This is a genomic window from Mycobacterium sp. SM1, assembly GCF_018361265.1.
In the GTDB taxonomy this organism is placed as follows: domain Bacteria; phylum Actinomycetota; class Actinomycetes; order Mycobacteriales; family Mycobacteriaceae; genus Mycobacterium.
In genome coordinates this window covers 310224-328111 of the sequence record NZ_JAFLNH010000002.1, presented here as the reverse complement: position 1 = coordinate 328111, position 17888 = coordinate 310224, and the positions used below count along the sequence as shown (strand labels likewise).

Genomic DNA, 17888 nt, shown 5'->3' with positions numbered 1-17888 from the left:
CCCAGTAACGTCACGGATCAGCGTGATTGGGCGACGGGGTGGTCTGCGGCGTGCCTGAGGCTATGGAGACGAAGTGGCCGGTACTGGCTCGGCATGAGCGGGCCATGGAGTGGCTGCGGATTTGGATCGATTTGGGGCGCGCGCCGCGGACCATCGATGCATATACGCGGGGATTGGCCGAGTACCTGGAAGTCTGCGAACGGGAGGAGATCGACCCGCTGACCGCGACCCGAGCGCACGTGGCGGTGTTCGTGCGGGAGCTGAAGAGCCGGCCGAGTCGGCGCGGCGTCAACGTGGTGGCCTTGGACTCGGGGTCAGGGCTGGCAAACGCGACCTTGCAGCAGCGTCTGGTGCCGGTTCGGCTGTTCTACGACTTCCTGGTCGAAGAAGGCGTCCGGGAGTCGAATCCTGTTGGCCGGGGCCGTTATACGCCTGGCGCACGATCCGGTGCAGGGGTGGGCTCGCTGGTGCCGCGGATGGTGAAATTGCCGTGGATACCCAGCGAGGCCGACTGGCTGAAACTGCTGGGCGTGGTCGCCGACGAGCCGATCCGCAACCGGGTAATGCTCGCACTGGCCTACGACGCGGCGCTGCGGCGCGAGGAACTGTGCTCGCTGCGCAGCGACGATCTCGACCCGGCGCATCGCACTGTGCGGGTGCGCGCGGAGACAACCAAGACCCGCCGTGAGCGGGTGGTGCCGTACTCGGCGCCCACAGGCGTGCTGCTGTCGGCCTACCTGCAGCACCGGGCGACAGTGAGCCGGGCGCGGGGAGCGTTGTTTTTGTCGGAGTCGCGTCGCAACCGCGCCGAACCTATCACGGTGTGGACCTGGTCGAAGGCGGTGCGGCGACTCGCTTTGGCGGCCAACCTTCCTCGATTCTCTACTCATACCACGCGGCATTTGTGTCTAACGGACCTGGCGCGGATGGGCTGGGAGCTGTACGCGATCGCCACGTTCGCCGGGCACCGCAGCACCGACTCCACGCTGCAGTACATCCACCTGTCCGGGCGGGAGTTGTCGGCGAAGCTGAGCTCCTCCATGGCGCAGATCCACGCGTGGCGGATCGGCATGCTCACCGGACCCGACGCGCACGGGCAGGACTCGCCGTGACCGCCGTGACGCCGGCGTTGCCGGCCGGGATGCGCCCGGACCAGCAGCCGTCTGGGCAGCTTCGGCGGGACGGTCGCTGGGATCACCGGGTCGCTTTGGGCGAGGACGAATCCGCGGCGCTGGCCGCGCTGGGTTGGGTAGGGCTGCGGCGCCGGGTGGCCGGCATTCCACGACGAACCGCAGGACACTGGGATGCGCTGGCGCGGCTGACCACGCCGCTCGATGAGACCCTGGCCGGGCTGCATCATGGCGATCACGTCCGTTTCCGGCGTGCCGGTACCCAGGCTGCGGCGATTGTGTTGCAGCGCTGCGCCGACACCGGTCAGTCCTGGTGGGGCTGGACGCCGTGGGAGTGGGCACGGCTGTGCGGCCCCAGCGTGCGGGAGTTCATCACCTGCCAGCCGCTGTCAACCGAGTCGACGCTTCGCCCGTTCGTGGTGGCGCTGGCCTACCTGCTGGGCGGGTTTGAGCGACTTTCACCGGCTGGGCATGTTCAACCGGCTTCACTTGGCCTGCTTGATCTTTGGTGAACCCGCCGTCGAGGAGTCGCTGCGGCGGGCCAGCGAGGTGCTCGACCGGTGGGGATACCGCGATAGCTTGGGCGCCAAGCACCGGTTGCGGGGCGTGTTCAGCCAGGCCCTGCTGCTCAACCGCAGTCCCCGGCTCGACGATTTGAGCGCCGAGGCGTTCGCCGCGTTGCGTGCCCATCCGGCCACCGACGGGCACCAGGGCTCGATGCTGTATGCGCTGCAGCGGGCGGTCGCCGCGCTGGGCTACTGTGATCCGCCGGTGCGCACCGAAAACAACCACTTCACCCACATCGAAGGCGCCGATCCGGCGTGGACCGCCTGGATCCAGCGCTGGCAGGCAACCTCGACACTGACCCCGAAGGTGCGCGCCACGACCCGCACCATCATGGCCAAGGCCGGGCGGTGGATGGCCGCCGAGCACCCCGAGATCACCGAGCCTGCTCAGTGGACCAGGGCGACCTGCGCGGCCTGGGTCGCCGCGGTCGACCGAATGAGCGTCGGCGACGGGGTTCAGCGTCACGACGGGCTCGGCGACCGCGTCGGACAACCGATCTCGCCGCGCACCAAAGCGCACAACCTCGTGGCCACGCGCATGTTCTTCCACGACTGCCAGGAATGGGAATGGATCCCGCGCCGGTTGGACCCGAATCGCGCGCTGGCCCTTCCGCGTAGCATCGCCGCCCTGATCGGCGCCACTCCACGCGTGATCGCCGACCAGGTGTGGGCCAAGTTGCTGTGGGCGGGGTTGAACCTGAATTCTGCTGATCTGCCCGGTAGCTCCGCCGAAACCTACTATCCGATGGAGTTGATCCGCGCGGTCACATTGACCTGGCTGTTTTCCGGGCTGCGCAGCGACGAGATCTCACGACTGCGGGTCGGATGCATCCGCTGGCAGCACGCAGGGCAACCCATTTGCGACGACTCGCGTGAGATTCTCGCCGAGGACTCAGCCTGCCTGCTCGACGTGCCCGTGCACAAGACCGGCACCGCCTTCACCAAGCCCGTCGACCCGATCGTCGGGCAGGCCATCGAGGCCTGGCAGGCGCTGCGCCCCAACCAGCCCAAACGGCTGGACCGCAAGACCGGCGAACACGTCGACATACTTTTCTGCGTGCGCGCCCAGCCCGTCGCCAAGGCTACATCAACCACACGATCATCCCGGCGTTGTGCGCTAAAGCCGGTGTCCCCACCTCCGACGTCCGCGGCAACATCACCAGCCACCGCGCCCGCTCCACCATCGCCAGCCAGCTCTACAACGCCAAGGAGCCGATGACGCTGTTCGAGCTGCAGGCCTGGCTCGGGCATCGCAGTCCCACCACCACCCAGCACGACGCCAAGATCACCCCGAACACGCTGTCGAAGGCCTACTCCGAGGCCGGATACTTCGCCCGCAACGTCCGCGCTATCGAGGTCCTCGTCGACCGCGACGCCGTCATCGCCGGCGCGGCCGCCGCGGGAGAACCATGGCAGCACTATGACCTCGGCCACGGCTGGTGCGCCTACAGCTTCTTCGAACAATGTCCGCACCGAATGGCTTGCGCCCGTTGCGATTTCTACACCCCAAAAGGCTCGACCAAGGCCCAGCTGCTTGAAGCCAAGGACAACCTACAGCGTATGCGCGCCACCATCCCGCTCTCCGGCGAAGAACGCGCCGCCGTCGACGACGGTCACGCCGCCCTCGACGCCCTCCTCCACCGGCTCGCCGACGTCCCCACCCCGGCCGGACCAACACCCCACCACATCGGAGCCCGCCCGACCCCGACCATGCTGCCCATCGTCGAGATCAGCCACAAATAAGCCCCCACCTGAAACCGGATTCGATCGAAAAATCCGCCCGGGGTTTGACGCCGGATCAGATTCCACATAATCACGGTGGTGGTCGACCACGACAGCGGCCGGCTGGTGTGGGCCGCCCCGGGCCGCGACACCAAGACGCTGCGGCGGTTTTTCGACGCTCTGGGCGCCCAGCGGTGCGCGCAGATCACCCATGTGTCCGCCGATGCCGCGGAGTGGATTGCCGATGTGGTCACCGAGCGCTGCCCGGGCGCGATCCGCTGCGCAGATCCGTTTCATGTGGTCGCCTGGGCCACCGAGGCGCTGGACGCCGAGCGGCGCCGGGCCTGGAACGACGCGCGAGCGATCGCGCGCGGCGAGGCCAAATGGGGCCGTGGTCGGCCCAGCAAAGACACCCCGCCGCGGCCGGGTCATGAGCGGGCCCGCACGCTCAAGGGCGCCCGCTATGCGCTGTGGAAAAACCCCGAAGACCTCACCGAACGCCAAAGCGCCAAACTGGCCTGGATCGCCAAGACCGACACCCGGCTCTACCGCGCGTACCTGCTCAAAGAGGGCCTGCGGCATGTGTTTTCGGTCAAAGGCCAGGACGGCAAAGACGCCCTCGACAAGTGGATCTCCTGGGCGCGGCGCTGCCGCATCCCGGTCTTCGTCGAGCTGGCCCGCCGCATCAAACGCCACCGCGAGGCCATCGACGCCGCCCCCGACCACGGCCTGTCGCAGGGACTGATCGAATCCACCAACACCAAGATCCGCCTGCTCACCCGCATCGCATTCGGATTCCACAACCCCGCCGCGCTGATCGCCCTGGCCATGCTCGCCCTCGGCGGCCACCGCCCCACCCTGCCCGGCCGCGACTAACACCCCTCCACCAGGGCACCCCTCGGGTTTCCCCTCTCAGACGTCGCCGATTCTGCGCTACCCGCTCGTCGGTGTCCATGTCGTTCCGCCTCGCTGCGCTCGGGGGCTCCACATGGACACCTCCCACCCGGGCAGCGCTACAGGCAACTATCGCGGAAGCGAGCACAAACGAATTCAACCATCAGATCACGGCCCCGAATCGGCCCCACCCACCCACGGATACGTCAGGAGGGCCACATTTTTTATGTCCGATCATCACAAATTCCAGCTCAGCGCCCCATTTCCCCCACTCACCACCAGTAACTTCGGCTTAAATAAGCGAGTCGCTGCCAGCGGATTGCAGGATTGTGCGGGAGTTCGATTTGGTTTGGCGGTCGGGCGGTGTCTGGGGCGTCGATGACTGTTTTCGGATGGGTGAGCGGTCGTCGATTGGCTGGATTATTGCTTCTGCGTGGGTTGTTCGGGTGTGAGGGCATGCGGGGACGCCGCGAGGTGCGCTGGTTTGGACAACGGAGACAGGGCTGGCGTGCTGTGGGGTGCGGCAGGGCCGTAGGCGAGTGGCGGGTGTGGGTGTCAGCCGAAGCGAGTGCGCTCAATGGTGTTGTAGGCGCTGAAGAATCGGTCCAGGCTGGGGTGGTAGCCGATGATCCGGACGGTAATGGCACGGGCGCGGCGGATGATCATGGCGGGGATGAGGATCACCTGGGTGCAAAAGCGGCGGAACTCCATGTTGATCCAGTCGCGCCGGTCGGCCTTGTGGTGCAGCATCATCGCAAACCAGGACTTGATGTTCCAGGCCAGGGCGGCGATGACCATGTGGGCCCAGTTGGAGACCAGGTCATAAAGGGGCACCCGCAGCGCGTTGACACCGTTTTTCAGCTGCTCGATGACGTTTTCCTGGTCGCAGCGGTCGTTGGCGCAGGCCACGACCTGCGCGGGGGTCAGATCGGTGCGGGTGGTGATGTAGAAGAAGTAGCGGACCTCGTCGATGAGCGCCTGCTCACCGCGGGTCTTGCTGATGTTCTTGCGCAGCGCGATCACCCGGTAGGGTCGGCCACACTTGCCGGGCTGGGAGGTGAACTCGGCGACATCCTCGCCGTTGAGTTCAAGGTTGACATAGCCGCGTTCAGCGACGATGCGCCGCTTGTGGTTGGGCTCGCGCCGGCGCTGCTGCCCGCTGCGCGGCGGCGCGGCTGCGGGCCGCTGCAGCGGTGTCCAGCAGGCCTCGGCCAGCGCCTCGGCGCGCGAGCGCAGCGCGGCACTGGCGTCCATGCCGAACACGAAGTCGACCTGCTTGGCCCATCGGTCGAAGTGCGCGGTCAACGAGAAGTCGGTGTCCCCGCGCAAACACACCCGTGCGGCGTGCGGGGTGACCAGCTCGATGGCCTTGTCGATCCACTGCGCCGCCCCGGCGTGGCTGGGCGCGTTGCCGGGCCGGTTGACCAGGTAGAGCACTTCCTTGGTGTTGGCCAGCGACACGATCAGCGGCGCATACCCCCAGATGCCCTTGTAGGACATGTCCATCCCGGCCTTGTGTTGGCCGTAGGTGGGTGCGATGGTGCCGTCCACGTCAAGGTAGGCGATCGGGCCCAGCAGCTCAGCGCCCCGGCCCGCCCACAGCTGTGGGCGCACCGCGTTGATGGCCTCCATCAACGTGGCCACGTCGGCCTCGCTGAACCGGCGGCAGAAATCGCCGGCCGTGGTCGGATCCGGGATCAGCTGCGCGCCCAAAGCGTTCATGTAGGCGCTGTCGTGGCGCAGCCGCTCGATGTCTTCAAGGCGGGTGCCGCCACAGGCCACGTTGTAGGCCAAGTTCAACACATGGTCGGATTCGTGATAGGGCAGGTGCACCTTCAACAACTGCAGATCCTCGTCGATCCGCTCGACCAGCCCCAGCTTGGTCACCAGCCGGTGCACCGCGGCGATCCCCCCGAAGGCGGTGGCGTCGATGTTGGCGCCAACCTCGTAGCGCACCGGACCCGAGTTCAGCATCGGCTTGGGCCGCGCGCCCCAACGCCCCGCCCGCGCGTGCCGCACCGCCACCCGACGCCGCCGCCGCGCAATGTTTCGCCGACTCTGCTCATGCGGTATCTTCTTCACCACAAAGGCCTTTCTTGCTGGGCTGCGTTGATGTCGCAAACCCAGTCAGGGTAAGGCCTTTGCCCTATCCACCCCAGCCGACACGCTTACTGAGGGACTAGTCCTTAAATAAGCGAGTCGCTGCCAGCGGATTGCAGGATTGTGCGGGAGCTCGATTTGGTTTGGCGGTCGGGCGGTGTCTGGGGCGTCGATGACTGTTTTCGGATGGGTGAGCGGTCGTCGATTGGCTGGATTATTGCTTCTGCGTGGGTTGTTCGGGTGTGAGGGCATGCGGGGACGCCGCCAGGTGCGCTGGTTTGGGCAACGGAGACAGGGCTGGCGTGCTGTGGGGTGCGGCAGGGCCGTAGGCGAGTGGCGGGTGTGGGTGTCAGCCGAAGCGAGTGCGCTCAATGGTGTTGTAGGCGCTGAAGAATCGGTCCAGGCTGGGGTGGTAGCCGATGATCCGGACGGTAATGGCACGGGCGCGGCGGATGATCATGGCGGGGATGAGGATCACCTGGGTGCAAAAGCGGCGGAACTCCATGTTGATCCAGTCGCGCCGGTCGGCCTTGTGGTGCAGCATCATCGCAAACCAGGACTTGATGTTCCAGGCCAGGGCGGCGATGACCATGTGGGCCCAGTTGGAGACCAGGTCATAAAGGGGCACCCGCAGCGCGTTGACACCGTTTTTCAGCTGCTCGATGACGTTTTCCTGGTCGCAGCGGTCGTTGGCGCAGGCCACGACCTGCGCGGGGGTCAGATCGGTGCGGGTGGTGATGTAGAAGAAGTAGCGGACCTCGTCGATGAGCGCCTGCTCACCGCGGGTCTTGCTGATGTTCTTGCGCAGCGCGATCACCCGGTAGGGTCGGCCACACTTGCCGGGCTGGGAGGTGAACTCGGCGACATCCTCGCCGTTGAGTTCAAGGTTGACATAGCCGCGTTCGGCGACGATGCGCCGCTTGTGGTTGGGCTCGCGCCGGCGCTGCTGCCCGCTGCGCGGCGGCGCGGCTGCGGGCCGCTGCAGCGGTGTCCAGCAGGCCTCGGCCAGCGCCTCGGCGCGCGAGCGCAGCGCGGCACTGGCGTCCATGCCGAACACGAAGTCGACCTGCTTGGCCCATCGGTCGAAGTGCGCGGTCAACGAGAAGTCGGTGTCCCCGCGCAAACACACCCGTGCGGCGTGCGGGGTGACCAGCTCGATGGCCTTGTCGATCCACTCCGCCGCGCCGGCGTGGCTGGGCGCGTTGCCGGGCCGGTTGACCAGGTAGAGCACTTCCTTGGTGTTGGCCAGCGACACGATCAGCGGCGCATACCCCCAGATGCCCTGGTAGGACATGTCCATCCCGGCCTTGTGTTGGCCGTAGGTGGGTGCGATGGTGCCGTCCACGTCAAGGTAGGCGATCGGGCCCAGCAGCTCAGCGCCCCGGCCCGCCCACAGCTGCGGGCGCACCGCGTTGATGGCCTCCATCAACGTGGCCACATCGGCCTCGCTGAACCGGCGGCAGAAATCGCCGGCCGTGGTCGGATCCGGGATCAGCTGCGCGCCCAAAGCGTTCATGTAGGCGCTGTCGTGGCGCAGCCGCTCGATGTCTTCAAGGCGGGTGCCGCCACAGGCCACGTTGTAGGCCAAGTTCAACAGTTGTAGGCCAAGTTCAACACATGGTCGGATTCGTGATAGGGCAGGTGCACCTTCAACAACTGCAGATCCTCGTCGATCCGCTCGACCAGCCCCAGCTTGGTCACCAGCCGGTGCACCGCGGCGATCCCCCCGAAGGCGGTGGCGTCGATGTTGGCGCCAACCTCGTAGCGCACCGGACCCGAGTTCAGCATCGGCTTGGGCCGCGCGCCCCAACGCCCCGCCCGCGCGTGCCGCACCGCCACCCGACGCCGCCGCCGCGCAATGTTTCGCCGACTCTGCTCATGCGGTATCTTCTTCACCACAAAGGCCTTTCCCGCTGGGCTGCGTTGATGTCGCAAACCCAATCAGGGTAAGGCCTTTGCCCTATCCACCCCAGCCGACACGCTTACTGAGGGACTAGTGCAGTGAGAGGCCTTCCGGAGACAGATGTTGCGCGGGTGCAGCGGTGGTGCCGGGACAGGGTGCCTGAGCATGTCCGTGATCAGGTGCGCGTGGAGGCCGACGTTGCTGAGCGTCATCTGACGATCGTGGAGTGCCGCCCACCGTGGCGGGCGGATATGGGGACGGAGTGGACCCGCGTCCCGATTGCCCGGCTGCGCTACACGAAGACCAGCGGAGTGTGGTCGCTGTATTGGCGCGACCGCAACTTGCGCTTCCATGCCTATGACTTGGTGTCGCCCACGGCCGTTATCGAGGAGTTGTTGGCCGAGGTGGATCGCGATCCGACAGCCATCTTTTGGGGCTGACTCTGCTTGTCGGGCAAGCGAATGCGAGATGAATCGCCACCCCGTTGTTGATGGGCCAGGATCGGGTCAACTCGAATGATGTCGATGTCGCCCGATCTGGTCGTGCAAGCTTGCCCGCAATGGTTGTGCCCCTGCGGGCCTTCGGCCGTGCGGCGTTTATCTTATCTTGTCCAGCCTCAGGAGGGGCGATGTGAGGATGAACGCTCCGCCGGGGAGGTTGCGCCCGCTTATGCGGTCTTGGCGGCAGCGCCGGTGATCAGATCGGCTGGACGGGCCCAACCGAGAGTTTTGCGTGGCCGGTCGTTGATTTCGTCGGCGACCCGCTGTAGTTCCTCGGGCGAGATGAGCGACAGGTCGGTGCCTTTGGGGAAGTAGTCCCGTAGCAGGCCGTTCATGTTCTCATTGGAGCCGCGCTGCCATGGTGAGTGCGCGTCGCAGAAGAACACCCGGGTGCCGGTGCGAGCGGTGATCTGCTGGTGCAACGCAAGTTCCTTGCCCTGATCCCATGTCAGTGTCCGTCGAAGATCGGGGGCCAGCTCACCCAGCGCGTCAACGACGCCGTCACGCATCGCTTCTGCGCTCGGGCGCCCAGTGCACACGTGGACCAGGATCACAAATCGGGTGACGCGTTCGACGAGAGTGCCGATCGCTGAACGGTTTCCAGCTCCCATGATGCAGTCACCCTCCCAATGCCCGACCTGCACCCGATCGTCAACCTCGGCAGGTCGATCAGCGATCATCATCATACTGGTGAGCCGACCACGCCGTTCCAGGCCCTGGATGCAGCGGCGGCGCCGCCGGCGCCGCCGCTTGGCTGGACGGGTCACACCGATCCGCGGGTCATAGATCGCCTGGTAAATGGATTCGGTGCATAGGCGCCGTTCGGGTTGGTCAGGGAACCGGATCACCAACTCGTGGGCGATCTGTTCGGGACTCCACCTCTTGCCCAGCAGCTCAGAAACAACAGCACGGAGTTCCTCATCACGCACTACGCAGCGAGTGCGTGATGGCCGGGACTGCCGCTCAACGGTCAGCCGCTGCGCAGTAGCGGGCAAGTAGCGGCCCTGATCGTCTACGTTGCGGCGCAACTCCCGGGAGACCGTCGAGGCCGCCCGACCCAGCTCCTCGGCGATGGCGCGCACGCTGACACCCGCGCGGTGCAAGTCGGCGATCGTCGTCCTCTCGGCCAACGACAAATATCGAGGATGACGTGGTTTGGGTGCTGTAAGACTCACCGGTGGATAGCGCACCGGCTCGCCGGCCCTATTGCGGATTGTGCGCCCGCAGCGCCAGCGTGTCCCGGTCCTGCGGTCGATCCCCACGATCCGGCACGCTTGGCGGTTGCTTACCCCTTGGGCAATCAGCCGACCGAACCACTCCTGCTTCTCCACGTCGCCGTGTCGGGTCTTTCGCTGTGCTTCCACCGCAACCTCCGCATAGCCTCGGTGTTGCGACGTTGACTGGAATCCGCCCTGTCAGCGCTACCGCAAAGGATCATGAACGCAAGCGAGCGGAATCTACGTCAGGCCACTTTTACACCGCTCCTGGGACGCCACTGTGCCGTTCGAGCGCCGGGCTGAGTGGTCGCGCTGGCGCCGCGCGGTGGAGGCGCAGCAGGCGGGCCAGGCTCCAACTTATCCGTCGCGTGCGGTCCCAACGGTCACGGAATCTTATGGCTTTTTCACACGGACCCGTTCGCCAATTGGGGTGCTGTGACCGGAGGTGGTTGTTCCGGGTGATTAGAGGCTGCCTGGCGTGCCGGCGGGTACTTGCATACCCCACCAGTTACAGGGCATCCAAGTCATCCACGCGACCAAGCCGCACTGCTGCTCAGGCGTAAGTGGCCCAGGACCAGCACACGGCGGCAGCCCCGGTGCGTTACAGACTGGCCCAGGAGGGTCAGCGTGGCTCGCAGGCGGGTTAACCGCTATGTCTGCGGCATACGTGACCATGGCTCCGGCCGCCGCAGCTATACATAGGGCAATTTTGCATTTCATGGTGCCCTCCGCCAAACCTCGTTGTTTGACTCCTACAGCGTAAGCACCGTCCGAGTCGGCGCGATAACATTTGGGCTCTTCTGACGCTTCCGTGGGCCGGTTGTTGATGTAAGGGGCGCACGTCGTTGTGGCTTAAGGTTTCTGGCTTGTGGAAGGTCAGGAACCAAAGGAGCCAACAACGACGTGCGCAATGTGAGGCTATGGCGTGCGCTGCTGGGTGTCGACCAGCGCACCGTGATCGAAGACATCGAGTTCGAGGAGTTCGGGGAGGAAGACGCCGACGGCGACACGCTGGTGGTGGCGCGGGTGCGGCCGCGAAGTGGTGTTTCGCGCCGTTGTGGCCGCTGCGGTCGCAGGGCGCCCTGGTATGACCGGGGTGAGGGTCGGCGCCGGTGGCGGGGCCTGGATTGGGGCACGATGCAGGTGGTGCTGGAGGCCGATGCGCCGCGGGTGAACTGCCCCGCCCATGGGCCTACGGTGGTGGCGGTGCCGTGGGCGCGCCACCATGCCGGGCACACTTTGGCCTTTGATGACACGGTGGCCTGGCTGGCGGTGGCGTGTTCGAAAACCGCGGTGTGCGAGTTGATGCGGGTCGCCTGGCGCACCGTAGGGGCGATCGTGGCGAGGGTGTGGGCCGACACGGAGAAGAGGATCGACCGGTTTGCGGGTCTGCGTCGGATCGGCATCGATGAGATCTCCTATAAGCGTCACCATAAGTACCTCACGGTGGTGGTTGACCACGACAGCGGCCGGCTGGTGTGGGCCGCCCCGGGCCGCGACACCAAGACGCTGCGGCGGTTTTTCGACGCTCTGGGCGCCCAGCGGTGCGCGCAGATCACCCATGTGTCCGCCGATGCGGCGGAGTGGATTGCCGATGTGGTCGCCGAGCGCTGCCCGGGCGCGATCCGCTGCGCAGATCCGTTTCATGTGGCGGCCTGGGCCACCGAGGCGCTGGATGCCGAGCGGCGCCGGGCCTGGAACGACGCGCGAGCGATCGCGCGCGGCGAGGCCAAATGGGGCCGTGGTCGGCCCAGCAGGAACACCGCGCCGCGGCCGGGTCATGAACGAGCACGGCGGCTCAAAGCCGCCCGCTATGCACTGTGGAAAAACCCCGAGGACCTCACCGAACGCCAAACCGCCAAACTGGCCTGGATCGCCAAGACCGACACCCGGCTCTACCGCGCGTACCTGCTCAAAGAGGGCCTGCGGCATGTGTTTTCGGTCAAAGGCCAGGACGGCAAAGACGCCCTCGACAAGTGGATCTTCTGGGCGCGGCGCTGCCGCATCCCGGTCTTCGTCGAGCTGGCCCGCCGCATCAAACGCCACCGCGAGGCCATCGACGCCGCCCTCGACCACGGCCTGTCCCAAGGATTGATCGAATCCACCAACACCAAGATCCGCCTGCTCACCCGCATCGCATTCGGATTCCACAACCCCGCCGCGCTGATCGCCCTGGCCATGCTCGCCCTCGGCGGCCACCGCCCCACCCTGCCCGGCCGCGGCTAACACCCCTCCACCAGGGCACCCCTCGGGTTTCCCCTCTCAGACGTCGCCGATTCTGCGCTACCCGCTCGTCGGTGTCCATGTCGTTCCGCCTCGCTGCGCTCGGGGGCTCCACATGGACACCTCCCACCCGGGCAGCGCTACAGGCAACTATCGCGGAAGGGAGCACAAACGAATTCAACCATCAGATCACGGCCCCGAATCGGCCCCATCCACCCACGGATACGTCAGGAGGGCCAACATTTGCCCAAATTTGTCATCGGCGACCACCGCCGGTGCCGCTGCAATGGCGCAAAGCGATAAGCACCCGAAAGCTGGCCTGGCGCATCGAACTTACTCGCGTGCTTCGTTCTTCTTGCTTGGACCAGGATAAGGCACTCCGGTGGGGGAACGACCTGATTGGCGCGTTTCCGCTTGGGGAGCCTGTTTGGCGTTGGCTTCCGCCTCGCGCCGCAGCCGGATTGCGCGCGCCCGCGCCTCGGCAGCCAGCGCTTCGGCTTCGGCTGCATCCGCCTCGGCTTCTAGCTCCATTCGTGCCCGCTGGCGCTTGAGTTGCGGCCTCGGCTGGTCGGGGCACTTCTTTGTTTCCGCTTCCGTCCGGGCCGCAACTAAAGGATCGTCCAGAGCGCGCTGCTTTGCGCTCTGAAGGAGTATCAGCGAGCCAATGAGGGCGGCAGCGACTCCCGCCCCCGCAACGTAGATGGCGATGCCAAGGCTGGCGACCATCCCAGGTTGGCTGGTGTCGACAGTTCCGTCGGAGCGGACCGGGTAAAGAGTCCGCACGTCCTTGTCATTGGCATCGAGGAGGACTAGTGCCGCTGCAATGGCGCACAGGATGATGGGCATCCACCGCTCCTTCGGCCTGCCCCGGCTAACCCGATAGCCGCTGGTGGCGATCCCTAAGGCAAGCGCGATGAGCACCCAACCACCGTGCTGGATAAGGGTGTTGTCCTCGACCATGCGTAACGCGCTCACCGGTTGGACAAGCGGCAAGAACGCGGAGATAGCCAGGGCAGCCGCACCGACGATGATTAGTCCCAGCCCGAGAGGATTCTCGGACGCCGCGCTATTCACGCGCCCAAACCTCCATGTTCGACGTTTGTCGAAAAGCGTATGCCCCCACGAGCTTGCTCACTCGGTGTTTGGCGAAGCGTCCACCCGGTGAACGCCAGCCAGCAACCGCAGCTCGGAGTCGATGGTCTCGCGGTCGCGCATGGTGCCGAAGCCTAACGATCGAGTGGGACCGCGCGAGTGGGACCGCGCAAGTCAGCAGCCGAGCCCCGCCATCGCGGCGCCGACAATCTCCCCAGCAGCGAAATCTGACACGGACAAGTCCGACTTGACCATGTTAATCGCTCCCATCTCATCGTCGCCTTGCTCATCAATGTCGTCGCACACCTTGTACCCTTCGCTGAGCAGCACTTGCGGACCAAGCTCCTGGTAGAAGTATTTGTCCGAAAGCGCATTTAGGTAGTCGCTGTCATCGGCGCGCGCGTGCGGCGCAGCCGCGCCGAGAGCTATCGCCGCTATCGCGGCTGCTATCCAAATCTTCACCTTCGCCTTCCTACGGCAAGTACTGTGCAACGCCGCCATGGCCGTGGCATGTGCCACCGGAGTGGGGGTGTTCGCTGAATGAGTAGTCACCGTCTCGACAAATCGCGGTTGCACCTGGCGGTGCTGTGGGTGCCGCTTCTGGGTCATGGACACAGTCGCCCGAGGCGGCCACGTAGTCCGGCCCGTCTCCGCATTGCGATTGCGGACCCGCACTCACCGGTGGTGCAGCACCAATAGGCGCCGCCGCTATGGCTGAAGCAACCAAAATTGGACGACAGAACACAAGCCCACCTACCTCGTCGACAGTGGTGGCGTCCCAATCGCGGTGTAAAAGTTCGGGCATAGATTCCGCTCACTTGCGATTGTGATTTTATGCGATGGCGCCGACAGCATCGGCCGGCGCCGCTCCGGTTTCGGCGCGTACTTCCGAATTTCGTTGCGGCAGTTTGGTCGGTGGGTCATGCAACGACCTTCGCAGGTCCTGTAGTAGCCGTAGCCCGGCCGGTGTCATGGTGAACCCGCGCCAGCCGGCCGAGGCGCGGTCAAGTACGGCCCACACCAGCTTCAGGCAGGAGTGCTCGCCGGGCAGTCGGCCGATGACCTTGACTCGGCGGCGGGTCTCCCCGAAGGTCCGCTCGATGAAATTGGAGTGGCGCACCCGGGCCCAATGCTCCCGTGGGAACCGCAGGTAGACCGTCAGCGAGTCACGGTCATCAAGCAGACACCGCACCGCCGCCGGATACGAGTCGCGCCAACGCTTGGCGAACGCGTCGATCCTCTTGTGCACGTAGGTGACCGCGTCGCGGCCAGGCGCGATGTTCTCGGGCACATCGAAGATCGCCCAGTAGTCGGCCTTCACCTCGGCTTGGGCGTTTTTGGGCACTTTGGCAAGGATGTTATCCGTTAACCGGCCCTCGCAGGGGCGACACGCTCGGCGCAGGTGAGGTCCCACTAGTGGGGCTCGTGTGTGTTCACACTGGAGGTCGGTGGCTTTCCGTGTGGAGGTGCCGATGGGGCTTCGGGTGGCCGGCGATGGAGACGTCTTTCTGATTGCCGGTGAGGTTGCCGCTGGGCAGCGCGACGACGTCGCGGTGGTGAACCGGTTCTTGGCGCATCTGCAGGGCAGAAACTTCGCTCGGGCGACGCGACGCGCGTATGCGTATGACGTGTTGAACTTTTTGCGGTTTCTCACCGGGCAGGGCGTTGGTCTGGCCGAGGTGCGGCCGACCGACTTGTTTGATTATCTGGACTGGCAGACCCAGCCCAAGCGCACTGCGGGTTCGACAGTGGTCCGGTTATCCGAGCGGCGGGGCGCCGCTGCCGCGACGCAGAACCGGCGCATCGCCGCGGTGCGGGCCCTGTTCGAGTTCGCGGTGATCACTGGCGTGGTGATGGCCAGTCCGGTGCCGGCGGCGCGGCGCACCAGCGGGCTTCGGGCGCGTCGGGGCTTGCTGGGCCATATCCGGGCTCGTCACTCGCGGTCAGGCGGCCGGCTGGTGCGCCAGCAGCGGCTATTGCCGGAAAGCCTTGAGCTGGCTGAGATTGAGGCGTTTCTGACTGACCTGGGCACCCATCGCGACCGCGCGATGGTGCTGCTGATGCTGCTCGGCGGACTACGCGCCGCCGAGGTCCGCGGTCTGCTGTTGGCCGAGGTGGACATCGCCCGCCGGCAGTTGCGGGTGGCCGGCAAGGGTGGTCGGGAACGGGTGGTTCCGGTGGACCGGCCGTTCTTCGCTGAACTGGCTGCTTATCTACGGCTTGAGCGTCCAACAGATTGCACGACCGAGCAGTGTTTTGTCGTGCTGCGCGGGCCGACCGCAGGGCAGCCGTTGACCGAGGCTGGGATGCGTCGAATCTTCCGCACCCACCGGGCCAGCTCGGGCGCAGCCCGGGTGCGCCCCCACCGGCTGCGCCACACCTACGGCACACAGTTGGCCGCGGCCGGGATCGACCTGCTGGTGCTGCGGGACTTGATGGGACATGCCAGCCCCGAGACAACGGGAAAATACGTGCACCTATCGGCTGAGACCCTCTGCGCCGAGTACAGCACCGCTCGCAAGGCATCGCCGTGGTAAGTGTCGCGGTTAGCGCGGCCGACGCCGCGCCGTTGCCCGGCGCAGCCGGGCTGATCGCTGCCTACGACGCGCACGTCGAGGCGGTGTCGCTTTGCGCGAGTGTGCGATTCGCACGGCGTCGCAGTGCGCGCCGCTTCGTGGACCGCTTTTCCGACCTGGCGGTGTGGATGCGTCGGCCCACTCCTGCCCGGCTGACAGACCTACACCGGTTCAAAGCGTGGTCGTTCGTCTCGTGGTGTTTCATTCAGCGGCACCTGGTCCCCGACGTGGAGCTACTGCTGGCCAAACCAGCCGGGTGCGGGCTACCGGTCGAGTGGGCTGCCCACGAGCCCGACAACGTGGCCGCAGTCGCCGAGGCCGCTGCGGTGCTGGGCTGGAGCGCCAACTGGCAGCGTCAGGTCGGGCTGCTGGCCGCCTCGACGATTTGCCTGCACGTGGGAAAACCCGTGCGGCGGTTGACCGAGGACGACTTCGCCTGTGTGCTCGGACAATTGGATGGATCGGCCGCGCTGTCTGCCTCGGCGCGCCACCATGCCCGCACCCGGCTGTTCGCCTTGCAGCAGGCCTGTTATCAGCTCGGCAGCCTGAGCACCCCGCCGCGGCAGAGCCGACCGGTGGCGGTCGGGCCACTCGTGCATGCCTCCGGTGTGCGCCAGCCGCTGATCCGCACCGAGGTCGTTCGCTATGTGCAGACGATCACCACCACGCTGCGCCCCTACACCGTGGCCGGGCCAACCAAGGCGCTGCGGGTGTTCTTCGACTACCTCGCTGAGCACCACCCCGAAGTGACCCGGCTGCAGGAGATCGAACGGACCCGCCATATTGAGCCGTATCTGGCGTGGGCGCGGGCCCGGCCGTGGCGCGGCAAGAACCGCCAGCGCCGCACCATCGGCGTGGTCGCGTTCCACCAAGACGTGGTCGACCTGCGCTGCTTCTTCGAAGACATCGCCGGCTGGAGCTGGCCGTCGGCCCCGCCGCGGCGGCTGCTGTTCTACGCCGACATCCCACGCACCCCCGACGCGCTGCCCCGAGCCCTGACCCCAGACGTCGACCGGGCGCTGACGACGGCCGTCGCCAACCTCGATGACGCACTCGCGCGTACCGGCCTGCTGCTGCTACGCGCCACCGGCATGCGCCTCGGCGAACTGCTCGACCTGGAACTGGACTGCCTGCTGGACTTCGCCGGGCATGGCACCTGGCTGCGAGTGCCGGTCGGCAAGCTGAACTCCGAACGCATGGTGCCGCTGGAGCCGGATACCGTGCAGGTGATCGATGCCTGGATCGCCCAACGGGGCCGCCAGCGTGCGCTGCCTCACCCCCGCGGCGGCCGGCTAACTGAGTTCTTATTCCTCGAACACGGCCGTCGGCCAACGTCATTGCGGCTGCGCAAGGGCCTGCTCGATGCCGTCGCCGCCGCCGGGCTGCGCGGCCGCGACGGGCAGCTGCTGCACGTCACCCCACACCAGCTGCGGCACACCTTCGGCACCAGCCTGATCAACGGCGGTATCGGGTTACCCGCGCTGATGGCGCTCATGGGCCACGTCACCCCGGAGATGACGTTGCGCTACGCCAAGCTCACCACCCCGACCATCCGCAGTGCCTACCAGGCGGCGATGGACAAGGTCCGCGCCGGTCAACTGCTGCCACTGACCGCCGTCAACGCCGCACCGCCAGTACCTGACAAGGTCGCCTGGATGCACGCCGAGATGCTCAAAACCCGGCTCGCGCACGGCTTTTGCGCCCGGCCCAAAGCCGCCGGGCCTTGCCCCTACGCCAACATCTGCGAACAGTGCGACTTCTTCGTCCCCGACCCAGCGGCCACCACGACGATCAGCGCGCAACTCGACGACATCCGCGCCCTGCAAGCCGATGCCCACGCCCGCGGCTGGGACGACGAGGCCGCCCGGCATCAGCGCGTCGCGGCCAATCTCGATCAACACCTCCAACGACTACGCCGCCATCACTCGACCGATCTGCCTTCTTGACTCCGGCCGCGAGGGCCGG

General features: G+C 66.3%; 14 protein-coding genes and 2 pseudogenes. 9 read left to right on the top strand and 7 right to left on the bottom strand.

The genetic code is table 11. The features are described 5' to 3' along the window. Positions 1–50 precede the first annotated feature (50 nt). From MSM1_RS11240 to MSM1_RS11220, 5 genes and pseudogenes are all read left to right on the top strand, one after another. Positions 51–1112: a site-specific integrase gene (locus tag MSM1_RS11240; RefSeq protein ID WP_307857362.1), complete on the top strand. Its 1062-nt coding sequence runs from the start codon at positions 51–53 to the stop codon at positions 1110–1112. Next, positions 1109–1642 carry a hypothetical protein gene (locus MSM1_RS11235; protein WP_213442201.1) on the top strand — a complete coding sequence of 178 codons (534 nt, stop codon included), beginning with the start codon at positions 1109–1111 and terminating at the stop codon, positions 1640–1642. Before MSM1_RS11240 ends, MSM1_RS11235 begins: the two co-directional genes overlap by 4 nt. Beyond that, a complete protein-coding gene (locus MSM1_RS11230) occupies positions 1578–2915 on the top strand; it encodes a hypothetical protein (RefSeq protein WP_213442199.1) in 1338 nt (445 codons plus the stop codon). Before MSM1_RS11235 ends, MSM1_RS11230 begins: the two co-directional genes overlap by 65 nt. Continuing rightward, positions 2912–3439 carry a hypothetical protein gene (locus MSM1_RS11225; protein WP_213442197.1) on the top strand — a complete coding sequence of 176 codons (528 nt, stop codon included), beginning with the start codon at positions 2912–2914 and terminating at the stop codon, positions 3437–3439. Before MSM1_RS11230 ends, MSM1_RS11225 begins: the two co-directional genes overlap by 4 nt. Positions 3440–3508: 69 nt before the next feature. Continuing rightward, positions 3509–4294: pseudogene (locus MSM1_RS11220) on the top strand (transposase); the annotation flags it as partial. A gap of 573 nt (positions 4295–4867) precedes the next feature. Here the strand turns inward: MSM1_RS11220 and MSM1_RS11215 are convergent. Together MSM1_RS11215 and MSM1_RS11210 are read right to left on the bottom strand one after the other, a co-directional pair. Then, positions 4868–6394: an IS1380 family transposase gene (locus MSM1_RS11215; RefSeq protein ID WP_374101719.1), complete on the bottom strand. Its 1527-nt coding sequence runs from the start codon at positions 6392–6394 to the stop codon at positions 4868–4870. 367 nt (positions 6395–6761) lie between these two features. Beyond that, positions 6762–8308: pseudogene (locus MSM1_RS11210) on the bottom strand (IS1380 family transposase). A gap of 162 nt (positions 8309–8470) precedes the next feature. On the opposite strand from MSM1_RS11210, the gene MSM1_RS11205 reads away from it, so the two are divergent. Further along, entirely contained in the window at positions 8471–8755 is a 285-nt protein-coding gene (locus MSM1_RS11205) for a DUF3024 domain-containing protein (RefSeq protein ID WP_307857361.1), read from the top strand. Positions 8756–8982: 227 nt separating this feature from the next. On the opposite strand, the gene MSM1_RS11200 is transcribed toward MSM1_RS11205, so the two are convergent. After that, a complete protein-coding gene (locus tag MSM1_RS11200; RefSeq protein ID WP_374101718.1) occupies positions 8983–10116 on the bottom strand; it encodes an IS30 family transposase in 1134 nt (377 codons plus the stop codon). Positions 10117–10935: 819 nt separating this feature from the next. Between MSM1_RS11200 and MSM1_RS11195 the strand changes: the two genes are divergently transcribed. After that, on the top strand, positions 10936–12258 hold the full coding sequence (locus MSM1_RS11195) for an ISL3 family transposase (RefSeq protein WP_213442193.1): 1323 nt from the start codon (positions 10936–10938) through the stop codon (positions 12256–12258). Between the two features lie 330 nt (positions 12259–12588). Here the strand turns inward: MSM1_RS11195 and MSM1_RS11190 are convergent, their stop codons facing one another. The 4 genes from MSM1_RS11190 to MSM1_RS11175 form a co-directional block, all read right to left on the bottom strand. Continuing rightward, complete coding sequence (locus MSM1_RS11190) at positions 12589–13329, bottom strand: hypothetical protein (protein ID WP_213442191.1); 741 nt, start codon at positions 13327–13329, stop codon at positions 12589–12591. Between the two features lie 192 nt (positions 13330–13521). Further along, positions 13522–13866 carry a hypothetical protein gene (locus MSM1_RS11185; RefSeq protein WP_236056354.1) on the bottom strand — a complete coding sequence of 115 codons (345 nt, stop codon included), beginning with the start codon at positions 13864–13866 and terminating at the stop codon, positions 13522–13524. Further along, a complete protein-coding gene (locus tag MSM1_RS11180) occupies positions 13820–14152 on the bottom strand; it encodes a DUF3761 domain-containing protein (protein ID WP_213442187.1) in 333 nt (110 codons plus the stop codon). Before MSM1_RS11180 ends, MSM1_RS11185 begins: the two co-directional genes overlap by 47 nt. Positions 14153–14179: 27 nt before the next feature. Further along, positions 14180–14761: a transposase gene (locus MSM1_RS11175; RefSeq protein ID WP_307857360.1), complete on the bottom strand. Its 582-nt coding sequence runs from the start codon at positions 14759–14761 to the stop codon at positions 14180–14182. A gap of 34 nt (positions 14762–14795) precedes the next feature. Here MSM1_RS11175 and MSM1_RS11170 point away from each other — a divergent pair, with 34 nt between their 5' ends. Both MSM1_RS11170 and MSM1_RS11165 read left to right on the top strand, forming a co-directional pair. After that, positions 14796–15884, top strand: a complete 1089-nt coding sequence (locus MSM1_RS11170; RefSeq protein ID WP_307857352.1) for a tyrosine-type recombinase/integrase — start codon at positions 14796–14798, stop codon at positions 15882–15884. Next, positions 15878–17869: a tyrosine-type recombinase/integrase gene (locus MSM1_RS11165; protein ID WP_213442183.1), complete on the top strand. Its 1992-nt coding sequence runs from the start codon at positions 15878–15880 to the stop codon at positions 17867–17869. Before MSM1_RS11170 ends, MSM1_RS11165 begins: the two co-directional genes overlap by 7 nt. Positions 17870–17888 lie beyond the last annotated feature (19 nt).

Excerpts from the sequence above, each read along its gene's own strand:
- MSM1_RS11225 (WP_213442197.1), top strand. The coding sequence starts at position 2,912 with ATGACGCTGTTCGAGCTGCAGGCCTGGCTCGGGCATCGCAGTCCCACC.
- MSM1_RS11180 (WP_213442187.1), bottom strand. The coding sequence starts at position 14,152 with ATGCCCGAACTTTTACACCGCGATTGGGACGCCACCACTGTCGACGAG.